Origin of the sequence: Limnohabitans sp. T6-20, assembly GCF_003063505.1 — a bacterium.
Lineage (GTDB): Bacteria > Pseudomonadota > Gammaproteobacteria > Burkholderiales > Burkholderiaceae_C > Limnohabitans_A.
Genome location: NZ_NERW01000001.1, coordinates 903451 through 923617 on the forward strand (window position 1 = coordinate 903451; position 20167 = coordinate 923617).

At 57.8% G+C, this 20167-nt stretch carries 28 protein-coding genes; 23 read left to right on the top strand and 5 right to left on the bottom strand.

Features of this window, described 5'->3' with window-relative positions:
- Positions 1-75: 75 nt before the first annotated feature.
- The 16 genes from rpsL (at position 76) to B9Z33_RS04340 (ending at position 10712) form a co-directional block, all read left to right on the top strand.
- The gene (gene rpsL / locus B9Z33_RS04265) at positions 76-453 is read left to right on the top strand and encodes a 30S ribosomal protein S12 (protein WP_066708835.1); all 378 of its coding nucleotides are present in this window, start codon (positions 76-78) and stop codon (positions 451-453) included.
- A gap of 163 nt (positions 454-616) precedes the next feature.
- Entirely contained in the window at positions 617-1087 is a 471-nt protein-coding gene (rpsG, locus tag B9Z33_RS04270; RefSeq protein ID WP_019426275.1) for a 30S ribosomal protein S7, read from the top strand.
- Positions 1088-1186: 99 nt separating this feature from the next.
- Positions 1187-3289: an elongation factor G gene (gene fusA / locus B9Z33_RS04275; protein WP_108285728.1), complete on the top strand. Its 2103-nt coding sequence runs from the start codon at positions 1187-1189 to the stop codon at positions 3287-3289.
- Between the two features lie 187 nt (positions 3290-3476).
- Positions 3477-4667, top strand: a complete 1191-nt coding sequence (gene tuf, locus B9Z33_RS04280; protein ID WP_100174243.1) for an elongation factor Tu — start codon at positions 3477-3479, stop codon at positions 4665-4667.
- Positions 4668-4743: 76 nt separating this feature from the next.
- Entirely contained in the window at positions 4744-5058 is a 315-nt protein-coding gene (gene rpsJ, locus B9Z33_RS04285; protein WP_019426908.1) for a 30S ribosomal protein S10, read from the top strand.
- Between the two features lie 182 nt (positions 5059-5240).
- A complete protein-coding gene (gene rplC, locus B9Z33_RS04290) occupies positions 5241-5906 on the top strand; it encodes a 50S ribosomal protein L3 (RefSeq protein WP_108285729.1) in 666 nt (221 codons plus the stop codon).
- Positions 5906-6526, top strand: a complete 621-nt coding sequence (gene rplD, locus B9Z33_RS04295) for a 50S ribosomal protein L4 (RefSeq protein ID WP_019426906.1) — start codon at positions 5906-5908, stop codon at positions 6524-6526. The genes rplC and rplD overlap by 1 nt, the downstream gene beginning before the upstream one ends.
- Positions 6523-6837 (top strand): 50S ribosomal protein L23, encoded by a 315-nt coding sequence (gene rplW / locus B9Z33_RS04300; RefSeq protein ID WP_053172819.1) that lies wholly within the window; start codon positions 6523-6525, stop codon positions 6835-6837. The genes rplD and rplW overlap by 4 nt, the downstream gene beginning before the upstream one ends.
- Before the next feature lie 2 nt (positions 6838-6839).
- The gene (gene rplB / locus B9Z33_RS04305; protein ID WP_100120207.1) at positions 6840-7664 is read left to right on the top strand and encodes a 50S ribosomal protein L2; all 825 of its coding nucleotides are present in this window, start codon (positions 6840-6842) and stop codon (positions 7662-7664) included.
- Positions 7665-7674: 10 nt separating this feature from the next.
- Complete coding sequence (rpsS, locus tag B9Z33_RS04310) at positions 7675-7953, top strand: 30S ribosomal protein S19 (protein ID WP_007847809.1); 279 nt, start codon at positions 7675-7677, stop codon at positions 7951-7953.
- Between the two features lie 9 nt (positions 7954-7962).
- Positions 7963-8292 carry a 50S ribosomal protein L22 gene (gene rplV / locus B9Z33_RS04315; protein ID WP_019426902.1) on the top strand — a complete coding sequence of 110 codons (330 nt, stop codon included), beginning with the start codon at positions 7963-7965 and terminating at the stop codon, positions 8290-8292.
- 12 nt (positions 8293-8304) lie between these two features.
- Positions 8305-9183: a 30S ribosomal protein S3 gene (rpsC, locus tag B9Z33_RS04320; protein WP_108285730.1), complete on the top strand. Its 879-nt coding sequence runs from the start codon at positions 8305-8307 to the stop codon at positions 9181-9183.
- Positions 9184-9194: 11 nt separating this feature from the next.
- Complete coding sequence (gene rplP / locus B9Z33_RS04325; protein ID WP_019426900.1) at positions 9195-9611, top strand: 50S ribosomal protein L16; 417 nt, start codon at positions 9195-9197, stop codon at positions 9609-9611.
- A 17-nt stretch (positions 9612-9628) separates the two neighbouring features.
- Positions 9629-9823: a 50S ribosomal protein L29 gene (rpmC, locus tag B9Z33_RS04330; protein ID WP_019429303.1), complete on the top strand. Its 195-nt coding sequence runs from the start codon at positions 9629-9631 to the stop codon at positions 9821-9823.
- Between the two features lie 9 nt (positions 9824-9832).
- Positions 9833-10102, top strand: a complete 270-nt coding sequence (rpsQ, locus tag B9Z33_RS04335; protein WP_100120205.1) for a 30S ribosomal protein S17 — start codon at positions 9833-9835, stop codon at positions 10100-10102.
- Positions 10103-10205: 103 nt separating this feature from the next.
- Entirely contained in the window at positions 10206-10712 is a 507-nt protein-coding gene (locus B9Z33_RS04340; protein ID WP_108286154.1) for a peroxiredoxin, read from the top strand.
- Between the two features lie 60 nt (positions 10713-10772).
- Here the strand turns inward: B9Z33_RS04340 and B9Z33_RS04345 are convergent, their stop codons facing one another.
- Positions 10773-11264 (bottom strand): GNAT family N-acetyltransferase, encoded by a 492-nt coding sequence (locus B9Z33_RS04345; RefSeq protein WP_108285731.1) that lies wholly within the window; start codon positions 11262-11264, stop codon positions 10773-10775.
- A gap of 73 nt (positions 11265-11337) precedes the next feature.
- Positions 11338-12012 carry a cytochrome b/b6 domain-containing protein gene (locus tag B9Z33_RS04350; protein ID WP_233252724.1) on the bottom strand — a complete coding sequence of 225 codons (675 nt, stop codon included), beginning with the start codon at positions 12010-12012 and terminating at the stop codon, positions 11338-11340.
- An 86-nt stretch (positions 12013-12098) separates the two neighbouring features.
- Here B9Z33_RS04350 and B9Z33_RS04355 point away from each other — a divergent pair, with 86 nt between their 5' ends.
- Complete coding sequence (locus B9Z33_RS04355; protein WP_108285733.1) at positions 12099-12551, top strand: cytochrome c; 453 nt, start codon at positions 12099-12101, stop codon at positions 12549-12551.
- 32 nt (positions 12552-12583) lie between these two features.
- Here B9Z33_RS04355 and B9Z33_RS04360 read toward each other — a convergent pair whose 3' ends face one another.
- Complete coding sequence (locus tag B9Z33_RS04360; protein ID WP_108286155.1) at positions 12584-13105, bottom strand: TlpA disulfide reductase family protein; 522 nt, start codon at positions 13103-13105, stop codon at positions 12584-12586.
- Positions 13106-13135: 30 nt separating this feature from the next.
- Between B9Z33_RS04360 and B9Z33_RS04365 the strand changes: the two genes are divergently transcribed.
- Positions 13136-13798, top strand: coding sequence for a DUF4197 domain-containing protein (locus tag B9Z33_RS04365; protein WP_108285734.1), 663 nt, complete (start codon positions 13136-13138; stop codon positions 13796-13798).
- A 6-nt stretch (positions 13799-13804) separates the two neighbouring features.
- Here the strand turns inward: B9Z33_RS04365 and B9Z33_RS04370 are convergent, their stop codons facing one another.
- Positions 13805-14533 (bottom strand): alpha/beta fold hydrolase, encoded by a 729-nt coding sequence (locus B9Z33_RS04370; protein WP_108285735.1) that lies wholly within the window; start codon positions 14531-14533, stop codon positions 13805-13807.
- Positions 14533-15777 (bottom strand): CaiB/BaiF CoA-transferase family protein, encoded by a 1245-nt coding sequence (locus B9Z33_RS04375; RefSeq protein WP_108286156.1) that lies wholly within the window; start codon positions 15775-15777, stop codon positions 14533-14535. Before B9Z33_RS04375 ends, B9Z33_RS04370 begins: the two co-directional genes overlap by 1 nt.
- 54 nt (positions 15778-15831) lie before the next feature.
- Between B9Z33_RS04375 and B9Z33_RS04380 the strand changes: the two genes are divergently transcribed.
- Genes B9Z33_RS04380 through ptsP form a run of 5 tightly spaced genes read left to right on the top strand, consistent with a single transcriptional unit; the run spans position 15832 to position 20092 of the window.
- On the top strand, positions 15832-16380 hold the full coding sequence (locus tag B9Z33_RS04380; RefSeq protein WP_108285736.1) for a hypothetical protein: 549 nt from the start codon (positions 15832-15834) through the stop codon (positions 16378-16380).
- Positions 16377-17642 (top strand): MFS transporter, encoded by a 1266-nt coding sequence (locus B9Z33_RS04385; protein WP_108285737.1) that lies wholly within the window; start codon positions 16377-16379, stop codon positions 17640-17642. The genes B9Z33_RS04380 and B9Z33_RS04385 overlap by 4 nt, the downstream gene beginning before the upstream one ends.
- A gap of 13 nt (positions 17643-17655) precedes the next feature.
- Positions 17656-18099, top strand: a complete 444-nt coding sequence (locus B9Z33_RS04390; RefSeq protein ID WP_108285738.1) for a PTS sugar transporter subunit IIA — start codon at positions 17656-17658, stop codon at positions 18097-18099.
- The gene (locus tag B9Z33_RS04395) at positions 18068-18337 is read left to right on the top strand and encodes an HPr family phosphocarrier protein (protein WP_108285739.1); all 270 of its coding nucleotides are present in this window, start codon (positions 18068-18070) and stop codon (positions 18335-18337) included. Before B9Z33_RS04390 ends, B9Z33_RS04395 begins: the two co-directional genes overlap by 32 nt.
- A gap of 3 nt (positions 18338-18340) precedes the next feature.
- Entirely contained in the window at positions 18341-20092 is a 1752-nt protein-coding gene (ptsP, locus tag B9Z33_RS04400) for a phosphoenolpyruvate--protein phosphotransferase (protein WP_108285740.1), read from the top strand.
- Positions 20093-20167 lie beyond the last annotated feature (75 nt).

Consider the following 20167-nt stretch of genomic DNA (forward strand, 5'->3'; position numbering starts at 1 on the left):
ACTGGCGGGCTTTTCCGCTTTTGGGGCGGAGAAGTTTCTTTTGTCAATTCCAAACGTTTAGGGACGTTTTAAACAATGCCAACCATCAATCAATTGGTGCGTCAGGGGCGCGAGGTCGAAACGACCAAGTCCAAAAGCCCTGCGATGCAAAACTCTCCACAGCGTCGTGGTGTCTGCACCCGTGTGTACACCACAACGCCTAAAAAGCCTAACTCCGCTCTGCGTAAAGTTGCCAAAGTGCGCTTGACCAACGGTTTTGAGGTCATCTCTTACATCGGCGGTGAAGGCCACAACCTGCAGGAACACTCTGTTGTTCTGGTGCGCGGTGGTCGTGTCAAAGACTTGCCAGGTGTGCGTTACCACATCGTCCGCGGTTCTTTGGACCTGCAAGGCGTGAAAGACCGCAAGCAGTCTCGCTCCAAGTACGGCGCGAAGAAGCCAAAGGCCAAGTAAGCCCTTACGGGTTGAAATTTTCGGTGCTGTTTCCCGCGTGGCGCGGTGATCCAGCGAAGTGACCCGAAGCCCGGAATTGTCCAGGTGGGTCGAGTAAGTGAGTGTTTTGAATAACGCTCGCGGTGTCTGAAAAGACGCCAACTGAAGCAATATGAGGTGAAATATGCCACGTCGTCGCGAAGTCCCTAAACGTGAAATCCTGCCGGATCCCAAGTTCGGTAATGTCGAATTGTCCAAGTTCATGAACGTGATCATGGAAGGCGGCAAAAAAGCTGTTGCCGAGCGCATCATTTACGGTGCCCTCGAAAACATGGAAAAGAAAACAGGCAAAGACCCTGTGGAACTCTTCTCCATCGCCATCAACAACGTCAAGCCCATGGTGGAAGTGAAATCCCGCCGCGTGGGTGGTGCGAACTACCAGGTGCCTGTTGAAGTGCGCCCTGTTCGTCGCCTGGCCCTGTCGATGCGCTGGATCAAGGAAGCCGCTCGCAAGCGCGGTGAGAAGTCCATGGCCCTGCGCTTGGCCAACGAACTGCTCGAGGCCAACGAAGGCCGCGGCGGTGCCATGAAAAAGCGTGACGAAGTTCACCGCATGGCCGAAGCCAACAAGGCGTTCTCGCACTTCCGCTTCTGATGCACAAGGGCTTCCCAAGGAAGCCCGACACTGCCAGAAGCCAGCCCGCTGGCCCCATCAGGGGTGGCGGGCTTTAGTACATCATCATCGGAGAAATTTATGGCTCGCACTACCCCCATCGAGCGCTATCGCAACATTGGTATCTCGGCTCACATCGACGCCGGCAAAACCACAACGACTGAGCGTATTCTTTTTTATACCGGCGTGAACCACAAGATTGGTGAAGTGCACGACGGCGCTGCCACCATGGACTGGATGGAGCAAGAGCAAGAGCGTGGCATCACGATCACCTCGGCTGCTACCACCTGCTTCTGGAAGGGCATGGACGGTTCTTTCGAAGACCACCGCATCAACATCATCGACACCCCCGGCCACGTGGACTTCACCATTGAAGTTGAGCGTTCGATGCGTGTTCTGGACGGTGCTTGCATGGTTTACTGCGCTGTGGGCGGCGTGCAGCCCCAGTCTGAAACCGTGTGGCGTCAGGCCAACAAGTACAAAGTGCCACGTTTGGCCTTTGTGAACAAGATGGACCGCACCGGTGCCAACTTCTTCAAAGTTGTGGAGCAGATGAAGTTGCGCCTGAAGGCCAACCCTGTGCCAATCGTGATCCCAATCGGCGCTGAAGAAAACTTCACCGGCGTGGTCGATCTGCGCAAGATGAAAGCCATCATCTGGGACGAAGCTTCCCAGGGCATGAAGTTCACTTTCGAAGAAATTCCGGCCGAATTGCTCGAGACCGCCAAAGAGTGGCGCGAGAAAATGGTGGAAGCGGCTGCAGAAGCCTCTGAAGAGCTGATGAACAAGTACCTTGAAGAAGGCGACTTGACCGAAGAAGAAATCACACACGGCCTGCGCGTTCGCACCATCAACAGCGAAATCCAGCCCATGTTGTGCGGTACAGCGTTCAAGAACAAAGGCGTTCAGCGCATGCTGGATGCGGTTCTTGAGTTGATGCCTTCGCCTTTGGACGTGAAAGCCATCAAGGGCTACGACGAAGAAGAGCAGGAAATCACCCGCAAGGCCGACGACGAAGAGAAATTCTCCGCATTGGCTTTCAAGCTGATGACCGATCCGTTTGTGGGTCAGTTGACTTTCGTGCGCGTGTATTCTGGCGTTCTGAAAAAGGGCGACACCGTTTACAACGCGGTGCGCGGCAAGAAAGAGCGTATCGGTCGTATCGTGCAGATGCACGCCAACAACCGTGAAGAAGTTGACGAAATCCGTGCCGGCGACATCGCCGCTTGCGTGGGCTTGAAAGACGTCACCACCGGTGAAACCTTGTGCGATCCAAACGCCGTGATCACGCTGGAACGCATGGTGTTCCCTGACTCCGTGATTCGCCAAGCTGTGGAACCCAAGACCAAGGCTGACCAGGAAAAAATGGGCATCGCTTTGTCCCGTTTGGCCGCTGAAGATCCATCTTTCCGCGTGCAAACCGACGAAGAATCGGGCCAGACCATCATTGGTGGTCAGGGCGAATTGCACCTGGAAATCATCGTGGACCGCATGAAGCGTGAATTCGGTGTGGAAGCCAACGTCGGCAAGCCTCAAGTGGCTTACCGCGAAACCATCCGCAAGACCGTCGAAGAAGCCGAAGGCAAGTTCGTGCGTCAGTCCGGTGGTAAGGGTCAATACGGCCACGTGGTTCTGAAGGTTGAGCCCCAAGAACCTGGCAAGGGCTTTGAATTCGTTGACGCCATCAAGGGCGGTGTGGTTCCTCGCGAATACATCCCTGCGGTCGAAAAGGGCGTGATCGAAGCTTTGGGCCAAGGCGTGTTGGCGGGCTACCCCGTTGTGGACGTCAAGGTCACGCTGCACTTCGGTTCGTACCACGATGTGGACTCGAACGAAATGGCCTTCAAGATGGCCGCCATCTTTGGTTTCAAAGAAGGTTGCCGCAAAGCCCAGCCGGTCATTCTGGAGCCCATGATGGCTGTGGAAGTCGAGACCCCTGAAGACTACGCCGGTAACGTGATGGGCGACTTGTCCTCACGCCGTGGCATGGTCCAAGGCATGGACGACATGGTCGGTGGCGGCAAGGCCATCAAGGCCGAAGTGCCTTTGTCCGAAATGTTCGGTTACTCGACTACCCTGCGCTCGATGTCGCAAGGTCGCGCAACCTACACAATGGAATTCAAGCACTACGCTGAAGCCCCTCGCAACGTTGCTGAAGCCATTGTGGCTTCGCGCGCAAAATAACGACAAGCGTGCCTGACCAAATTCGCCTGCGAATTTGCTCGGGCACCTCTGACTAGAAACAGTCAGAACTGAAAGTTCAGAAACTGTCTGCGATCAAGTGCCACTCTGTGCCCGTGCGGAGTGATCAAGCAACCTGATGCAAACATTAAACCAACACACGGGCATTGCTCTTTTTAAGGATTGAAAAATGGCTAAAGAAAAATTCGAACGGACCAAACCCCACGTGAACGTGGGCACCATCGGTCACGTTGACCATGGCAAAACCACCCTGACTGCCGCCATCACCACCGTGCTGGCGGCCAAGTTCGGCGGTGCAGCCAAAGCGTACGACCAGATCGACGCAGCGCCCGAAGAAAAAGCCCGTGGTATCACGATCAACACCGCCCACGTGGAGTACGAGACTGAAAACCGTCACTACGCTCACGTTGACTGCCCAGGCCACGCTGACTATGTGAAAAACATGATCACCGGTGCTGCCCAGATGGACGGCGCGATCCTGGTTTGCTCCGCTGCTGACGGCCCTATGCCTCAGACCCGCGAGCACATCTTGTTGGCCCGTCAAGTTGGCGTGCCTTACATCATCGTGTTCCTGAACAAGTGCGACATGGTTGACGACGCTGAGTTGTTGGAACTGGTCGAGATGGAAGTGCGCGAGTTGTTGTCCAAGTACGACTTCCCAGGCGACGACACACCGATCATCCAGGGTTCTGCCAAGCTGGCCCTCGAAGGCGACAAAGGCCCATTGGGCGAAGAAGCCATCATGAAGCTGGCTGCAGCTTTGGACACTTACATCCCTACGCCTGACCGCGCAGTGGACGGTGCTTTCTTGATGCCAGTGGAAGACGTGTTCTCCATCTCGGGTCGCGGCACTGTGGTGACTGGCCGTATCGAGCGCGGTATCGTTAAAGTCGGCGAAGAAATCGAAATCGTGGGTATCAAAGACACCGTCAAGACCACTTGCACAGGCGTTGAGATGTTCCGCAAGCTGCTGGACCAAGGTCAAGCTGGTGACAACGTCGGTATCTTGCTGCGCGGCACCAAGCGCGAAGACGTCGAGCGCGGCCAAGTGCTGTGCAAGCCCGGCTCGATCAAGCCCCACACCCACTTCACGGGCGAGATCTATGTCTTGTCCAAAGACGAAGGTGGCCGTCACACGCCTTTCTTCAACAACTACCGTCCACAGTTTTACTTCCGTACGACTGACGTGACAGGCGCGATCGAATTGCCAGAAGGCAAAGAGATGGTGATGCCTGGTGACAACGTGTCGATCACTGTGAAGTTGATCAACCCCATCGCGATGGAAGAAGGCTTGCGCTTCGCCATCCGCGAAGGTGGCCGCACCGTTGGCGCTGGCGTCGTTGCCAAGATCATCGCTTAATTCTTTTGTGGCGCAGCAGCGCAAAGGCTCGTCCTTTGCGCTGTAGCAAGCAGAACACTCACCACAAGGAATTGACATGTCATCCAAGCAAAAAATCCGAATTCGCCTGAAGGCGTTTGACTACAAACTGATCGACCAGTCCGCTGCCGAGATCGTTGACACAGCCAAGCGCACCGGCGCGATTGTCAAGGGCCCAGTGCCTTTGCCAACACGCATGAAGCGTTTTGACATCCTGCGTTCGCCGCACGTCAACAAGACCAGCCGTGACCAGTTGGAAATCCGTACGCACCAGCGTTTGATGGACATCGTGGACCCTACAGACAAAACTGTGGACGCCTTGATGAAACTCGATCTGCCCGCTGGCGTGGACGTCGAAATCAAGCTGCAGTAATGCGGTTTGGGGTGGCTGAAAGGCCATCCAAAAACTTGAAAAATGGCCCGATTTGCCAGGAATGGCCTGTCGGGCTATAATTTCAGGCTCACCTCTTTTGGGGTGAGATTTATTAACAGTCTTTCACATACCAAACGAGGCTGCCAATTGAAGTGGCCTCGGTGGAAGTTTTGGAGAAAACAATGAGTCTGAGCAACTCCCTCGGGTTGCTGGGTCGCAAGGTGGGCATGATGCGTCTGTTCACTGATGATGGGGATTCCGTTCCTGTCACAGTGCTGGATGTGTCCAACAACCGTGTATCCCAGGTCAAAACCCAAGAGAACGATGGCTATGTCGCTTTGCAAGTGACATTTGGTGCCCGCAAGGCATCGCGCGTGACCAAGCCTATCGCTGGTCACTTGGCCAAAGCCGGTGTTGAAGCCGGTGAAATCATTCAAGAATTCCGCGTGACCGCCGACACGGCCGCCCAGTACGCCGCTGGCGCAACTGTGCCCGTGGCTGCTGTGTTTGCTGTGGGCCAGAAAGTGGACGTGCAAGGCACTTCCATTGGTAAAGGCTTCACCGGCACGATCAAGCGTCATAACTTCAAATCGCAGCGCGCATCGCACGGTAACAGCCGTTCGCACAACGTGCCCGGTTCGATTTCGATGGCCCAAGATCCAGGTCGCGTGTTCCCAGGCAAAAAAATGTCTGGCCACCGCGGTGATGTGACTTGCACCACGCAGAACCTGGCCGTCATCCGCGTTGACGAAGCCCGTGGCCTGTTGATGGTCAAGGGTGCCATTCCTGGTTCCAAAGGTGGTTTTGTGACCGTGCGTCCCGCCATCAAAGCTAAAGGAGCGATCTGATGCAGCTCGAACTCCTGAACGACCAAGGTCAAGCCGCTTCCAAAGTGGATGCGCCTGAAACTGTGTTCGGTCGTGAATACAACGAAGCCCTGATCCACCAAATCGTGGTGGCTTATCAGGCCAATGCCCGTCAAGGCACCCGCGCCCAAAAGGACCGTGAACAAGTTCACCACTCCACCAAGAAGCCTTTTAAACAAAAAGGCACTGGTCGCGCTCGTGCTGGTATGACTTCCTCGCCTTTGTGGCGTGGCGGTGGTCGGATTTTCCCGAACATGCCCGACGAAAACTTCACACAGAAGATCAACAAGAAGATGTACCGCGCTGGTATGGCTTCGATCTTCTCGCAGTTGGCCCGCGAAGGCCGTCTGGCTGTGGTGGATTCCTTCAAAGTCGAAACGCCAAAAACAAAGCAGCTCGCTGCCAAGTTCAAGGCCATGAGTCTCGACAACGTGCTGGTGATCGCTGACGAAGTCGACGAAAACCTGTACCTGGCATCGCGCAACCTGATCAACATCCTGATTGTTGAGCCACGTTACGCTGATCCCGTGTCTTTGGTGAACTTCAAGAAAGTCCTCGTGACCAAAGGTGCCATGGACAAACTCAAGGAGATGTTTGCATGAGCGCCGTGAAGTTTGACGAAGGTCGTCTGATGTCCGTGCTGGTTGCCCCCATCGTGTCCGAAAAGGCCACCATGGTTGCAGAAAAATCCAACGCTGTGACATTCAAAGTGCTGCAGGACGCTACCAAGCCTGAAATCAAAGCCGCTGTGGAATTGATGTTCAAGGTCGAGGTCAAAGGCGTGTCTGTGGTGAATACCAAGGGCAAGACCAAGCGTTTTGGCAAAACCATTGGCCGTCGCGACAACGTTCGCAAGGCTTATGTCACGCTGCAACCAGGTCAAGAGCTGAACCTGTCCGGGGAGGCTGCGTAATCATGGCTGTCATCAAGATCAAACCAACCTCCCCAGGCCGTCGTGGCGTGGTGAAGGTCACACGTGACCACCTGCACAAAGGTGAAGGCTACGCTCCGTTGCTGGAACCCCAGCACCAGAAGTCTGGCCGTAACAACAACGGTCACATTACAACTCGCCACAAAGGCGGTGGTCACAAGCACCACTACCGCGTGGTCGATTTCAAGCGCAACAAAGATGCTATCCCGGCGAAAGTCGAGCGCATTGAGTACGACCCAAACCGTACTGCGCACATTGCTTTGCTGTGCTACGCCGATGGCGAGCGCCGTTACATCATTGCCCCACGTGGCATTGAAACCGGTGCAACCCTGTTGTCGGGCCCAGAGGCGCCAATCCGCGCTGGCAACACTTTGCCTATCCGCAACATCCCAGTGGGTTCGACCATCCATTGCATCGAGCTCAAGCCCGGTGCTGGTGCTCAGATCGCCCGCTCGGCTGGTGCTTCGGCAACCTTGCTGGCTCGTGAAGGCATCTACGCTCAAGTGCGTATGCGCTCCGGTGAAGTTCGCAAGATCCACATCGAGTGCCGCGCAACCATTGGTGAAGTCGCCAACGAAGAACACAGCCTGCGCCAATTGGGCAAGGCCGGTGTCAAGCGCTGGATGGGTATCCGCCCAACCGTTCGTGGCGTTGCCATGAACCCTGTGGATCACCCGCACGGTGGTGGCGAAGGCCGTACCGGCGAAGGCCGTCATGCAGTAGACCCGTGGGGCAACCTCACCAAGGGCTACCGTACCCGTAACAACAAGCGCACACAGGTCATGATCGTGTCGCGTCGCAAGAAGTAAGGGTTAGACAATGACACGCTCTCTCAAAAAGGGTCCATTCGTTGACCACCATTTGCTGGCCAAGGTTGAAAAAGCCGTTGCCACCAAAGATAAAAAGCCCGTCAAGACATGGTCGCGTCGCTCCATGGTTCTGCCCGATTTCATCGGTCTGACCATCGCCGTTCACAACGGCAAGCAACACGTTCCTGTTTATGTGACCGACCAAATGGTTGGCCACAAATTGGGCGAATTCGCACTGACCCGGACATTCAAGGGTCACCCTGCGGACAAAAAAGTCCAGAAGAAATAAGGAAAGACCATGGAAACACGTGCAGTCCTCCGGGGCGTCCGTTTGTCGGTCGATAAAGGCCGCTTGGTCGCCGATTTGATTCGCGGTAAAAAAGTGGATCAAGCTCTGAACATTTTGACTTTCACGCAGAAAAAAGCTGCTGGCATCGTCAAGAAAGTTCTCGAGTCCGCCATCGCCAACGCTGAGCACAACGACGGCGCCGACATCGACGAGTTGAAGGTGAAAACCATCTACGTCGAACAAGGCACCACGCTCAAGCGTTTCACAGCCCGCGCCAAAGGCCGTGGCAACCGTATCAGCAAGCCCACATGCCATGTGTATGTGACGGTCGGCAATTAATCAGGAAGAACTATGGGACAGAAAATCCATCCTACCGGTTTCCGCCTGGCTGTTAGCCGTAACTGGGCAAGCCGCTGGTACGCCAACAACCGTGACTTCGCCGGCATGCTGGCCGAAGACATCAAGGTGCGTGAGTACCTCAAGGCCAAGCTCAAGAACGCCGCGGTTTCCCGCGTGCTGATCGAGCGTCCAGCCAAGAGCGCCCGCATCACCATCTTCTCGGCTCGTCCAGGTGTGGTGATCGGTAAAAAAGGCGAAGACATCGAGTTGCTCAAGAAAGAACTCGCTGCTCGTCTGGGCGTGCCCGTCGCCGTCAACATCGAAGAAGTGCGCAAGCCCGAAATCGATGCCCAACTGATCGCTGACAGCATCACCCAACAGCTCGAAAAGCGGATCATGTTCCGCCGCGCCATGAAGCGTGCCATGCAAAACGCCATGCGTCTGGGTGCCCAAGGCATCAAGATCATGTCGGCTGGCCGCTTGAACGGTATCGAAATTGCGCGTACCGAGTGGTATCGCGAAGGTCGTGTGCCATTGCACACCCTGCGCGCTGACATCGACTACGCCACTTCCGAAGCCAAGACCACCTACGGCATCATTGGTGTCAAGGTCTGGGTCTACAAAGGTGACACCTTGGGTCGCAACGATGCTCCTGCACTGGCTGAGCCACGTGCCGAAGAAGAGCGCCGCCCACGTGGTCCACGCCGTGACGCCCGTCCTGGCGACCGCCCAACAGGCGATCGTCGCGGTGGCCCACGTCGTCCCGCTGGCACCAACACAGCCCCCACCGACGGTAGCGACAAGCCCGCCGGTGCAGGTGGTGATGCCAAACCCGCCGTTAAGCGCGTACGCACAGTCGCCGCGCCAGCTGCAGCAGCTGACGGTCAATAAGGAGTAACAACATGCTGCAACCTGCTCGCAGAAAGTTCCGCAAGGAACAGAAAGGCCGCAACACCGGCGTCGCTACCCGTGGTAACACGGTGGCGTTTGGTGACTTCGGCCTGAAGTCCACAGACCGTGGCCGTTTGACGGCCCGTCAGATCGAAGCCGCACGTCGTGCGATTTCCCGTCACGTCAAACGTGGTGGTCGTATCTGGATTCGCGTGTTCCCTGACAAGCCGATTTCCACCAAGCCTGCTGAAGTGCGTATGGGTAACGGTAAAGGTAACCCCGAGTACTACGTGGCCGAGATCCAACCCGGTAAGGTGCTCTACGAAATCGTAGGCGTGCCAGAAGAGTTGGCCCGCGAAGCCTTCAAATTGGCCGCTGCCAAGTTGCCTCTGCGTACCACTTTTGTGGCACGCATGATCGGCCAGTAATTCAGGAGAAACAAGAAATGAAAGCTGCTGAACTGCGCCAAAAAGACGTTGCTGGTGTGAAAGACGAGATCAAAGCGCTGCAAAAAGCCCACTTTGGTCTGCGTATGCAAAAAGCCACGCAACAACTCGGCAACACCGGAACGTTGAGCGAAACCCGTCGTTCCATCGCTCGTGCCAAAACCATCCTTGCCCAAAAGCAAGCCGCCAAGTAAGGAGTGACCATGACGGAAGCTAAAACATCCCTCAAGCGCACCTTGATTGGCAAGGTGGTCAGCGACAAGCGCGCCAAAACCGTGACCGTGCTGGTCGAGCGTCGTGTGAAACACGCGCTCTACGGCAAGATCGTGGCCAAGTCGAGCAAGTACCACGCGCACGACGAAACAGGTCAATACCACCTGGGCGATACCATCGAAATCACGGAAAGCCGTCCGATTTCGAAGACCAAAAACTGGGTGGCTACTCGCCTGGTTCAGAAAGCTGCAGCCGTCTAAGCCCAAAAGCCTGACTTCTGCACACTTTCAAAAAACGACCCACAATGGTGGGTCGTTTTTTTTTACCTCGGCGTTTTCGCCCTACATACAAATGGAGCACAACATGATCAAAGTCGGTGACACCTTGCCCGCAGCCACCCTGATGGAATACGTTGAAGTCGAAGGCAATGGCTGCAGCATTGGCCCCAACCCTGTCGACGTCGCCAAAGCCACAGCAGGCAAAACCATTGCCCTGTTTGCTTTGCCTGGCGCCTACACACCCACTTGCTCGGCCAAACATGTGCCCGGTTATGTGGAGCATTTCGATGCATTCAAAGCTGCAGGCGTTGACGAAATTTGGTGCGTGAGCGTGAACGACGCCTTTGTGATGGGCGCATGGGCCCGTGACCAGAAAACCGATGCCAAGGTGCGCATGCTGGGCGATGGCAGTGCCGATTTCAGCAAAGCCACCGGCTTGACTCTGGACTTGACCAGCCGTGGCATGGGTGTGCGCAGCAACCGTTACTCGATGCTCGTCAAAGACGGCAAAGTGGCCACCCTGAACGTGGAAGGCCCTGGCAAATTTGAAGTCAGCGACGCTGCGACATTGTTGGCACAAGCCAAAAGCTGAAGTTTAGTTGGATAACAAAAAGGGACCGAAGGTCCCTTTTTTTATGTCCAATGTTAACAATCAATCAATGTTCACTTTCAGGTAGTGAGCGCCTGCGTGTGGGTTGTGATAGTAAGGTGGTATCTCTTCAAAACCCAAGTCTTCATACAATGCACGGGCAGACTCCATGTCATCCAGGGTGTCCAGCAAGACGCAGCTGTAGCCCGCTTTGCGTGCAGCATCGAGAATGCCTTCGGTCAGCTGTCTGCCCAAACCCAAACCGCGAAACGCTTGGCGCACATACAGGCGCTTCATCTCGGCGGCGTTGGTGTAATCAGAGGCGTCCAGAGGTCTCAAGGCACAGCAGCCAGCCACAACGCCATCCACCCTTGCAAGCAACAGCGTACCGCGTGGTTCGGCGTAATCGCCCGGCAAACCCGCCAGTTCGTCTTGAAAGCCTTGAAAGCACAAATCGACTTTGAGGCTGGATGCGTATTCCTGGAAGATGGAACGAGTCTCCGTCCAGTCTTCATCACTGACCGGATGCAGCAGTTGAACAAATGGCTTGTGCAAGGTGAAAATCAGAAAGCAAAATCAGAACAACAGTGTAGCGGCAGTTCAGACTGGCTCTGGTGGCTACGCGTTTTCAGTTGCCCAAGGACACCAGTGTCGCGACAGCCAGGGCCGCCAGAGTCAACAAAAGCAAAGCCAAAGCACGGCTGACGAGGTTGTCGCGGGACGCGCGAGTGGACTCTGGCAACACCTTGTTGCCGTGCCACATGGCAGGCACCAGCGAGGTCTGTTTTTGCCAACGGTACCAAGCCAGCGCCAGCAGATGGATCGTCACCAGCATGATCAGAATGAGTTTGCCCCAACCCTTGTGCCAGCTGGTCGCCCAGCTGACCACCGCACCCGATACCCAGGAAGACAAGGGTCCCATGGTGGCAATTTCATCGTCACTGACCAAGCCAGTGGCCACTTGAAACCCCAGAACAAAGAGCAAGGCCACCACGGACCATGAGCCCAATGGGTTGTGTCCGACAAGATGTGAAGGTGCGGCGCGGCCTTTGAGGTAAGCCCAGACGCTGGATGGGCTGAGCGGCAGTTGAGCCCAGCGGGACCAATGGCCCCCCCAAAAGCCCCAAACGAGTCGAAACAACAAAAGTGTCAGGACGGTGTATCCGAAACGGAAATGCCAAACCATGGCCTCACCGCCCACATTCCCCGTGGTGACCAGGCCAAGCACGCTGCCAGCCAAAATCCAGTGAAACAGGCGAGTGGGCAAATCCCAAATGCGAACGGTGAACATAGGCGCTTTCATGGATGCGTGCGTAAGAAAAATATGCGAGACTGATCCAGTGTAAAAGCAGATGACTTTTACCGGTGTTTCAAACGATTGGAGTTCACATGAAAATGATTTTGAGCCTGCTCAGCGCAGCCATGGCCATCACCCTCGCTTTGCCAGCCCAGGCCCAGTTTGCCAAACCTGAAGACGCCGTCAAATACCGCAAGGCCAGTTATACCGTGATGGCGACACATTTTGGGCGCCTCGGTGCCATGGCCAGTGGCCGTGCACCTTATGACGCGAAATTGGCTGCCGAAAATGCGGAAGTAGTGGCCACCCTCGCCAAGTTGCCATGGGCCGCATTTGGTGAGGGAACAGACAAAGGTGAGACGCGCGCCAAGCCTGAAATCTGGAAGGAGTCGGCCAAATTCAAAGAAGCTTCAGACAAGATGCAAGCCGAAATCACCAAGTTGAATACCGCGGCCAAGGCAGGCAATTTGGATGCATTGAAAACCGCATTTGCGCCAGCAGCAGCTTCGTGCAAAGCATGTCACGACAGCTTCCGCAAAGACTGATCAGACAAGGTCTTGAGCAGCGACGGTGCTGCTCAAGACTCGGCCAGCAGTTTTTCGATCAGTTGGTGCAGCTCGGCAAAATTGGGCGCACCCACATAGCGTTTCACAATCTCGCCGCGCTTGTTCAGTAAAAAGGTGGTGGGTGTGAGCTGCACCTCGCCCCATGCACGGGCAACAGAACCGGTGTTGTCGATCGCCACCTTGAAGGGCAGTTGACGTGTTTGCGCGAAGTTGACCACGTAACTGGGGGGGTCGTAGCTCATGGCCACCGCCATGGTCTCGTAGCCCCGGTCTTTGTATTTGTTGTACGTGGTGACAATTTCGGGCATTTCGGCCACACAGGTGGTGCAGCTGGTGGCCCAAAAATTCACCAAAGATACTTTTCCTTGCAATTGCGTGGAGGTCATGGTGGAGCCGTCCAGCAAAACAAAGGAAGATTCAGGTGCGCGCTCGGCAGAACAGCCCGCAAGGGTCAAAAACAGCGCAAGTGCGCAGACCCCATTCAATACAAAGCGGCCAACAGGCAGCAGATTCCAGGGAGTTTTCAAATGCATCTTCATCGTCGAAAGTTTAATACGTTCGTGATGTCCGCGGGTTGCTTGGTGATTGCACCAGCGCACGCCATCGACTTGGCCGATCTGACCGCAGGAGATGCGTCCAAGGGGCTCAAACTGGCCCTGGAAAAAGGCAGTGAGATCGCGGTGCAGTTGCTCGGGGCGCAAGACGGTTTTTGGGGCAATGACAAGGTGCGCATTGGCCTGCCCGACGTGGTCAGCAAAAGTGCCAAGCTGCTCAAGACTTTGGGGCTGGGCAAGCAACTGGACGACTTGAACTTGCAGATGAACCGCGCGGCAGAAGCGGCAGTGCCTTTGTCCAAAAAATTGTTGACGCAATCGATCCAAAACATCTCTGTGCAGGACGCCAAGGGCATCTTGCAAGGCGGGGAGAATTCGGTCACGCAATTTTTTGCCAGCAAGACACGCACGCCTTTGGCGGTCGAGTTCATGCCATCGGTCAGACAATCGCTTGAGAAGCTTGGCGTGGTGGATCAGTTCAACGCAGTGGCGGTCAAATTGTCGGGCATGGGTTTGCTGGACAAGGACAAAGCCAAACTGGAGTCGTATGTGACGGGCAAAACCCTTGACGGCCTGTATTTCATGATCGGCGAAGAGGAAAAGAAGATTCGCCAAAACCCGGCGCAAGCTGGCAGCGCCTTGTTGAGCAAGGTGTTCGGGGCCCTGCGCTGATTCGCGTCAAGCCAGATTCAGCAACAAGGCCAAAAGCCCTTGCGGGTCACTGACCATGGGGTCATGGCCGGTTTTCATCTCCACCACCTGTGAGCCGGGCAACCAGGCCCCATCCCAGAATTTGGGGTCCACCATGCGCAAGCGGCTGATGTCGATGGTGCCCAGCGGTGGCGCGGTGCAGTTGATGAAAGTGCGCGGCACGCTGGCCACCCGTTGTGGGTCAAAGTCGAGCACGTGGGTGTAGGGGCCACCGGGGTGGGGTGTCTGACGCCGCTTGACCCAGGCGTGGTCGGCATCGCTCAAGCCAAACACCGACGGGTCGGGTGCGGGAAAGCTGTGCAGAGGGTCGGCTTGCGCGGCCGCGATGCGGGCATTGCGGGTGGCGCTGGCGTGGGTGCTGCTCCAGCTTTCGCCGGGCTTGGGCAACACGGCATCCAGATAAACCAGATGGCGCAAGCGCGTGGGTCTGCGGTTGGCCACGGCGGTGCCCAGCATGCCGGCATAAGAGTGCACCACCAGAATCACATCGTCCATTTCTTCGGCGTCCATCGCGGCCATGACATCCTGAATGTGGGTTTCCAGGTCGATGCCAGGGTTCAGCAAATGGGCGCGTTCACCCACGCCGGTGAGCGTGACCGCATGGGCCCGGTGACCCGCCTGGATCAGGCCCGGTAAAACACGCTGCCAGCACCAGGCGCCGTGCCAAGCACCATGCACCAATAAATAGTTCGCCATCAGATCACCCCTTTGCCGCGCAAGGGGCCTTGCTGCTCAGCGGTCCAACCCAGCACCTCGGCCAAGACCTCGGCGGTGTGCTGTCCCAGCATGGGCGGCGGCAAATCCTGGCGAACCGGTGTGCGGCTCATCTTGATCGGGCTGGCCACCAACTTGAGACCTGGTTGGATGGGGTGTGCCCAGGTGCTCACCATGCCGCGCTCTTGCACTTGCGGATCGACGAAGACCTCACCCAAGGTGTTGATGGCCCCACAGGGCACTTTGGCCGCTTCCAATGCCCCCAGCCAGTCGGCCTTGGTGCGGGTTTTGAGGATTTTTTCGAGCAAGGGCACCAGTTCGGCGCGGTGGCGCACGCGGTCAGCGTTCAAGGCATAGCGTGGGTCTTTGGCCAGCTCAGGGTGACCCGCCACGGCGCAAAATTTGGCAAATTGCCCATCGTTGCCAACCGCCAAAATCAGGTGGTCCCGGCTGCCCGGGGCCGAGCCAAGGGGTGCCATGACCTCAAACACCTGGTAGGGGACGATGTTCTGGTGGGCATTGCCCGCCCGGCCCGGCACTTTGCCGCTGACCAGGTAGTTGGAGCCCAGATTGGCCAACATGGCCACTTGCGTGTCCAGCAAAGCCATGTCCACTTGCTGGCCTTCGCCCGTGCGTTCGGCATGGCGCAGTGCCGCCAAAATGGCCACGGTGGCGTACATGCCGGTGAACAAATCGGCCACGGCCACGCCCACTTTTTGGGGCCCACCGCCTAGGTCGTCCCGTTCGCCGGTCACACTCATCAGCCCACCGATGCCTTGTACGGCGTAGTCGTAACCCGCACGTTCGCGGTAAGGGCCGGTCTGGCCAAAACCAGTCACGCTGCAATAGACCAGTTGGGGGTTGATGGCGCTCAGGCTGGCGTAATCCAGGCCATAGCGGGCCATGTCACCCACCTTGAAGTTTTCAACGAACACCTGGCAATGCTTGACCAATTCGCGAATCAACGCCTGACCCTCAGGCTGGGCGATGTCGCAGGTGACGGACCGTTTGTTGCGGTTGGCCCCCAGGTAATACGCCGCTTCGGCCGTGTCCTGGCCTTGGGCATCTTTCAAAAAGGGTGGCCCCCAGGTGCGTGTGTCGTCGCCCGTGCCGGGGCGCTCGATCTTGATGACGTCGGCCCCCAAGTCGGCCAAAGTCTGGGTGCACCAGGGGCCCGCCAGAACGCGGGAGAGGTCGAGAACGCGGATGCCGTCGAGTGAATTCATGCCTTCATTGTCGTCAAAACCGGAAGCCATCGCTGATCAGGATAATCACCCCCCATGCGAACCCATTACACGGCCATCATGGCCAGCCTGACCTTTGCCCTGACCTTGAGCGCGTGCAGCCCCAGCCAGAACTGGCGTGAAGTCACATTGGAGGGCACCTCCCTCAAAGCCCAATTGCCGTGCAAGCCCGACCGCACCACGCGCGCCGTCCCGCTGGGCGGGGTGCCTGTGGACCTGCAGGTGGTGGGTTGCGAAAGCGGCAGCGCCATCGTGGCCGTGATGACGGCGTCTTTACAAGCCGGTGCCGATGCCAATGCCTTGCTGGCGGGTTGGCAAAAAGCCACCTTGGACAACGCACGCGTGCCCCGGCCCTTGGCGGCAGAACAGCAGCAAAACTGGCATCGCCCGGGGCACCTGCCCTTGGCCGCTTCCCAGCGGATTCAGGCCAAGGGCCTGCGCCCCGATGGCGAGGCCGTGATGATGGACGCCGTCTGGGGCGCTGTCGCAGAGGGTGACCATGTGAGGCTCGTGCACGCAGTGGTGTATGACCGTCAAATACCGCCAGAGATGGCCAACACCTTGTTTGAGGGGCTCAAGCCATGACCGTTTCTCCCCGAGAGCATCCTGAGCATCTGCCGCGCCGCTTGGCCGTGGTGGTCTTTTTGGCGTTTGCGCTGGCTTATTTTTTCTCGGCCCTGGTGCGGGCCATCACCGCGACTTTGTCGCCCACCCTCACCCGTGAGTTTGCGCTGAGCGCGCAAGACCTGGGTTTGTTGGCCGGCGGGTATTTTTTGGGGTTTTCACTCACCCAATTGCCCTTGGGGCGTTTGCTGGACAAGCATGGCCCCAAAAGAGTGATCCTCGCTTTTTTGACTTTTGCCGTGTTGGGGTGTCTGGCGTTTGCTTGGGCTGACAGTTTTCATGGCTTGCTGGCTGCCCGCGTGCTGTGCGGCATGGGGGTCAGCGCTTGCCTGATGGCCCCCTTGACCGGTTATCGGCGCTGGTTTGACGCCAGCACCCAATTGCGCACCAACTCGTGGATGCTGATGACGGGCTCTTTGGGCATGTTGGCGGCCACGTTGCCGGTGCAATGGCTCATGCCCATTTGGGGCTGGCGTGCGCTGTTTGTTGTGTTGGGCGCGATGATCGCCTTGGCCATGCTGCTGATTGCGCTGGTGGTGCCGCGCTGGCAAAAAGCCATGACTGTGGCCGGGGCCACGCAGATGCCGCCAAGCGATGACGATGGCAGTTACCGTGAAATCTGGCGCAGTCGGTATTTTTGGCGGATGACGCCAATTGGCTTCTTCAGCTACGGCGGCATGGTCGCCATCCAAACGCTGTGGGCGGGCCCCTGGATGACGCAGGTGGCGGGGTGGACGGCTGGCGAAGCGGCCACGGGCTTGTTTTTCATCAACCTCAGCATGTTGGTGGCCTTTTGGGTTTGGGGCTTGGTCACCCCGCGCTTGGCGCGCAGAGGCATTCCGGTGGAGCGTTTGATCGCCTGGGGTTTGCCTTTGACGTTTGTGGCTTTGGCGGTGCTGATCGGGCTGGGCAACGCCATTCAGGGGGCTGCGGCAACGGGCCTGGCTCTGTTTTGCGTGTGCAGCACTTTCGTGGCGCTGGCCCAACCGGCTGTGGGCATGGCCTTTCCAGCCCATTTGGCTGGACGCGCCCTGTCGGCCTACAACCTGGTCATCTTTGCTGGCATCTTCGTGGTGCAGTGGGGCATTGGTTTGGCCGTCGACGCCGGACGCACCTTGGGCTTGACCTCTGTCATGGCCTATCAGGTGGCTCTGGCGGGCTTTGCCGTTTGTTCGTGCTTGTCGTGGGTGTATTTCCTGCTGAGCAAGCCGGATCAGACCTGATAATGAGGTCATCATGATCGGCATCCTCATCATCGCCCACGCGCCTCTGGCCAACGCCCTGCGTGAATGCGCCTTGCACGTGTTCCCGGACTGTGCCTCGGGCGTGTTGGCGCTGGATGTGCTGCCCAACGAGTCCCCCGAGGACAGCCTGGCCAAAGCACGCGCAGCCATGCAGGCCTTGGGCACTGAAGAAGTCTTGTTGCTCAGCGATGTGTTTGGTGCCACACCTTGCAACGTGGCTCAGCAGCTCAATGATGGACTGCACACCCGCCTGGTGGCCGGGACCAATTTGCCCATGTTGCTGCGCAGCGTGTGCTACCGACATGAAAGCCTGGAGGCGCTGGCAGCGCGCGCGCAGGCAGGCGGCACCCAGGGCGTGATGCCCGTGGGCAGCACCGCACCACAAAATCAAACAGGAAAGAGACATGCCCCAAACCACCACGACCATCAGCAATAAGCTGGGGCTGCACGCTCGCGCCTCTGCCAAGCTCACCAAGTTGGCAGGCAGCTTCCCGTGCGAAGTCTGGCTCAGCAAGGGCGAGCGTCGCATCAACGCCAAAAGCATCATGGGCGTGATGATGCTGGCCGCAGGCTTGGGCAGTGAAGTCGTGCTCGAAACCATCGGTGAGCGCGAAGACGAAGCCATGTCCGCCTTGCTGGCCCTGATCAGCGACAAGTTCGGCGAAGGCGAGTAAGCCATGGCTTTCAGCATCCATGGCTTGGCGGTGGCCCGGGGCATCGCCATCGGGCGTGCTGTGCTGGTGGCTTCCAGTCGGGTGGATGTCGCGCACTATTTCATTGGGCCAGACGAAATCGCCTCAGAAATTGAGCGTTTGCGCGTGGCCCGTGATGCCGTGGTGGACGAGTTGCAGCGACTGCAAAAAGACATGCCCAAAGATGCACCGCATGAGCTGGTCGCTTTGCTCGACGTGCACCTGATGCTGTTGCTGGACGAAGAGCTCACGGCCGGGGTCATGCAATGGATCAAGGACCGCCTCTACAACGCCGAATGGGCCCTGACCAGTCAGCTCGAAATCATCGGTCGCCAGTTCGATGAAATGGACGATCCCTACCTGCGAGAGCGCAAAGCCGACGTGGAGCAGGTGGCTGAGCGCGTATTGCACAGCCTCAAAGGCACAGGCGCTTTGGTGGCGCAGGCGCGCCGTCCCGCTCGGCCACAGCAAGAGCTGCAACTGGGCGACACCATGGATGTGCCGCTGGTGCTGGTGGCGCACGACCTGTCGCCTGCGGACATGCTGCAGTTCAAGCAGAGTGTTTTTGCAGGTTTTGTCACCGATGTGGGGGGCAAGACATCGCACACCGCCATCGTGGCGCGCAGCCTGGATATTCCGGCGGTGGTGGGCGCGCGCAGTGCCAGCCAGCTGGTCAAGCAAGACGACTGGGTGATCATCGACGGCGATGCCGGTGTGGTGATCGTGGACCCTTCGCCCATCATCCTGGCCGACTACGGCTTCAAGCAGCGCCAGGGCGATCTGGAGCGGGAGCGCTTGGCCCGCTTGCGGCACACACCAGCGGTGACCCTCGATGGGCAAAAGATCGAGCTGATTGCCAACATTGAAATGCCCGAAGACACCGTTGCGGCCATCACCGCAGGGGCTGTGGGTGTGGGCCTGTTTCGCAGTGAATTTTTGTTCATGGGCCGTCAAGGCAACTTGCCGGGTGAAGACGAGCAATACGAGGCTTATCGCCGTGCCGTGGACGGCATGAATGGCCTGCCCGTGACCATCCGCACGGTGGACGTGGGGGCCGACAAACCGCTGGATGAAACGCGCCATGACGCGGCCCACCTGAACCCGGCGCTGGGCCTGCGGGCCATCCGCTGGAGCTTGGCCGACCCGTCGATGTTCCTGACCCAGCTGCGCGCCATCTTGCGTGCCGCAGCGCACGGCAAGGTCAACTTGCTGATTCCCATGCTCGCGCACGGCAGCGAAATCCGGCAGACCCTGGCCCTGATCGATCAGGCCAGGCACGAGCTGGACCGCCGGGGCATGGCGCATGGCCCCGTCCGCTTGGGTGCCATGATCGAGATCCCGGCGGCCGCCTTGTCGGTGCGCATGTTCCTCAAATACTTCGACTTTTTGTCGATCGGCACCAACGATTTGATCCAGTACACCCTGGCCATCGACCGGGCCGACGAATCGGTGGCGCACCTGTACGACCCGTTGCACCCCGCCGTGCTCAAGCTGGTGGCCGACACCATTGCCGAATGCCGAGCCCAGGGCAAAGGTGTCTCGGTGTGCGGCGAGATGGCCGGCGATGTGACCATGACCCGCTTGTTGCTGGGATTGGGCTTGCGCAGCTTTTCCATGCACCCTTCGCAAATCCTGTCGGTCAAGCACCAGGTGCTGCGCTCGGACACGGCCAAGTTGGCGCTGTGGGCCGAGCAAGTCTTGGCTTCGGACGATCCTGCCAGCCTGATGCCGCGCTGAGGGCGCGCGTCAGCGCCACCGGTCTGGTCCGCTGCCTCGGTCCGGCAGTGGCATCTTTGAGAACTAAAATCTGCT

Coding starts and splice junctions, on each gene's coding strand:
- rpsL (WP_066708835.1), top strand. CDS start 76: ATGCCAACCATCAATCAATTGGTGCGTCAGGGGCGCGAGGTCGAAACG.
- rpsG (WP_019426275.1), top strand. CDS start 617: ATGCCACGTCGTCGCGAAGTCCCTAAACGTGAAATCCTGCCGGATCCC.
- fusA (WP_108285728.1), top strand. CDS start 1,187: ATGGCTCGCACTACCCCCATCGAGCGCTATCGCAACATTGGTATCTCG.
- tuf (WP_100174243.1), top strand. CDS start 3,477: ATGGCTAAAGAAAAATTCGAACGGACCAAACCCCACGTGAACGTGGGC.
- rpsJ (WP_019426908.1), top strand. CDS start 4,744: ATGTCATCCAAGCAAAAAATCCGAATTCGCCTGAAGGCGTTTGACTAC.
- rplC (WP_108285729.1), top strand. CDS start 5,241: ATGAGTCTGAGCAACTCCCTCGGGTTGCTGGGTCGCAAGGTGGGCATG.
- rplD (WP_019426906.1), top strand. CDS start 5,906: ATGCAGCTCGAACTCCTGAACGACCAAGGTCAAGCCGCTTCCAAAGTG.
- rplW (WP_053172819.1), top strand. CDS start 6,523: ATGAGCGCCGTGAAGTTTGACGAAGGTCGTCTGATGTCCGTGCTGGTT.
- rplB (WP_100120207.1), top strand. CDS start 6,840: ATGGCTGTCATCAAGATCAAACCAACCTCCCCAGGCCGTCGTGGCGTG.
- rpsS (WP_007847809.1), top strand. CDS start 7,675: ATGACACGCTCTCTCAAAAAGGGTCCATTCGTTGACCACCATTTGCTG.
- rplV (WP_019426902.1), top strand. CDS start 7,963: ATGGAAACACGTGCAGTCCTCCGGGGCGTCCGTTTGTCGGTCGATAAA.
- rpsC (WP_108285730.1), top strand. CDS start 8,305: ATGGGACAGAAAATCCATCCTACCGGTTTCCGCCTGGCTGTTAGCCGT.
- rplP (WP_019426900.1), top strand. CDS start 9,195: ATGCTGCAACCTGCTCGCAGAAAGTTCCGCAAGGAACAGAAAGGCCGC.
- rpmC (WP_019429303.1), top strand. CDS start 9,629: ATGAAAGCTGCTGAACTGCGCCAAAAAGACGTTGCTGGTGTGAAAGAC.
- rpsQ (WP_100120205.1), top strand. CDS start 9,833: ATGACGGAAGCTAAAACATCCCTCAAGCGCACCTTGATTGGCAAGGTG.
- B9Z33_RS04340 (WP_108286154.1), top strand. CDS start 10,206: ATGATCAAAGTCGGTGACACCTTGCCCGCAGCCACCCTGATGGAATAC.
- B9Z33_RS04350 (WP_233252724.1), bottom strand. CDS start 12,012: ATGAAAGCGCCTATGTTCACCGTTCGCATTTGGGATTTGCCCACTCGC.
- B9Z33_RS04355 (WP_108285733.1), top strand. CDS start 12,099: ATGAAAATGATTTTGAGCCTGCTCAGCGCAGCCATGGCCATCACCCTC.
- B9Z33_RS04360 (WP_108286155.1), bottom strand. CDS start 13,105: ATGCATTTGAAAACTCCCTGGAATCTGCTGCCTGTTGGCCGCTTTGTA.
- B9Z33_RS04365 (WP_108285734.1), top strand. CDS start 13,136: ATGTCCGCGGGTTGCTTGGTGATTGCACCAGCGCACGCCATCGACTTG.
- B9Z33_RS04370 (WP_108285735.1), bottom strand. CDS start 14,533: ATGGCGAACTATTTATTGGTGCATGGTGCTTGGCACGGCGCCTGGTGC.
- B9Z33_RS04375 (WP_108286156.1), bottom strand. CDS start 15,777: ATGAATTCACTCGACGGCATCCGCGTTCTCGACCTCTCCCGCGTTCTG.
- B9Z33_RS04380 (WP_108285736.1), top strand. CDS start 15,832: ATGCGAACCCATTACACGGCCATCATGGCCAGCCTGACCTTTGCCCTG.
- B9Z33_RS04385 (WP_108285737.1), top strand. CDS start 16,377: ATGACCGTTTCTCCCCGAGAGCATCCTGAGCATCTGCCGCGCCGCTTG.
- B9Z33_RS04390 (WP_108285738.1), top strand. CDS start 17,656: ATGATCGGCATCCTCATCATCGCCCACGCGCCTCTGGCCAACGCCCTG.
- B9Z33_RS04395 (WP_108285739.1), top strand. CDS start 18,068: ATGCCCCAAACCACCACGACCATCAGCAATAAGCTGGGGCTGCACGCT.
- ptsP (WP_108285740.1), top strand. CDS start 18,341: ATGGCTTTCAGCATCCATGGCTTGGCGGTGGCCCGGGGCATCGCCATC.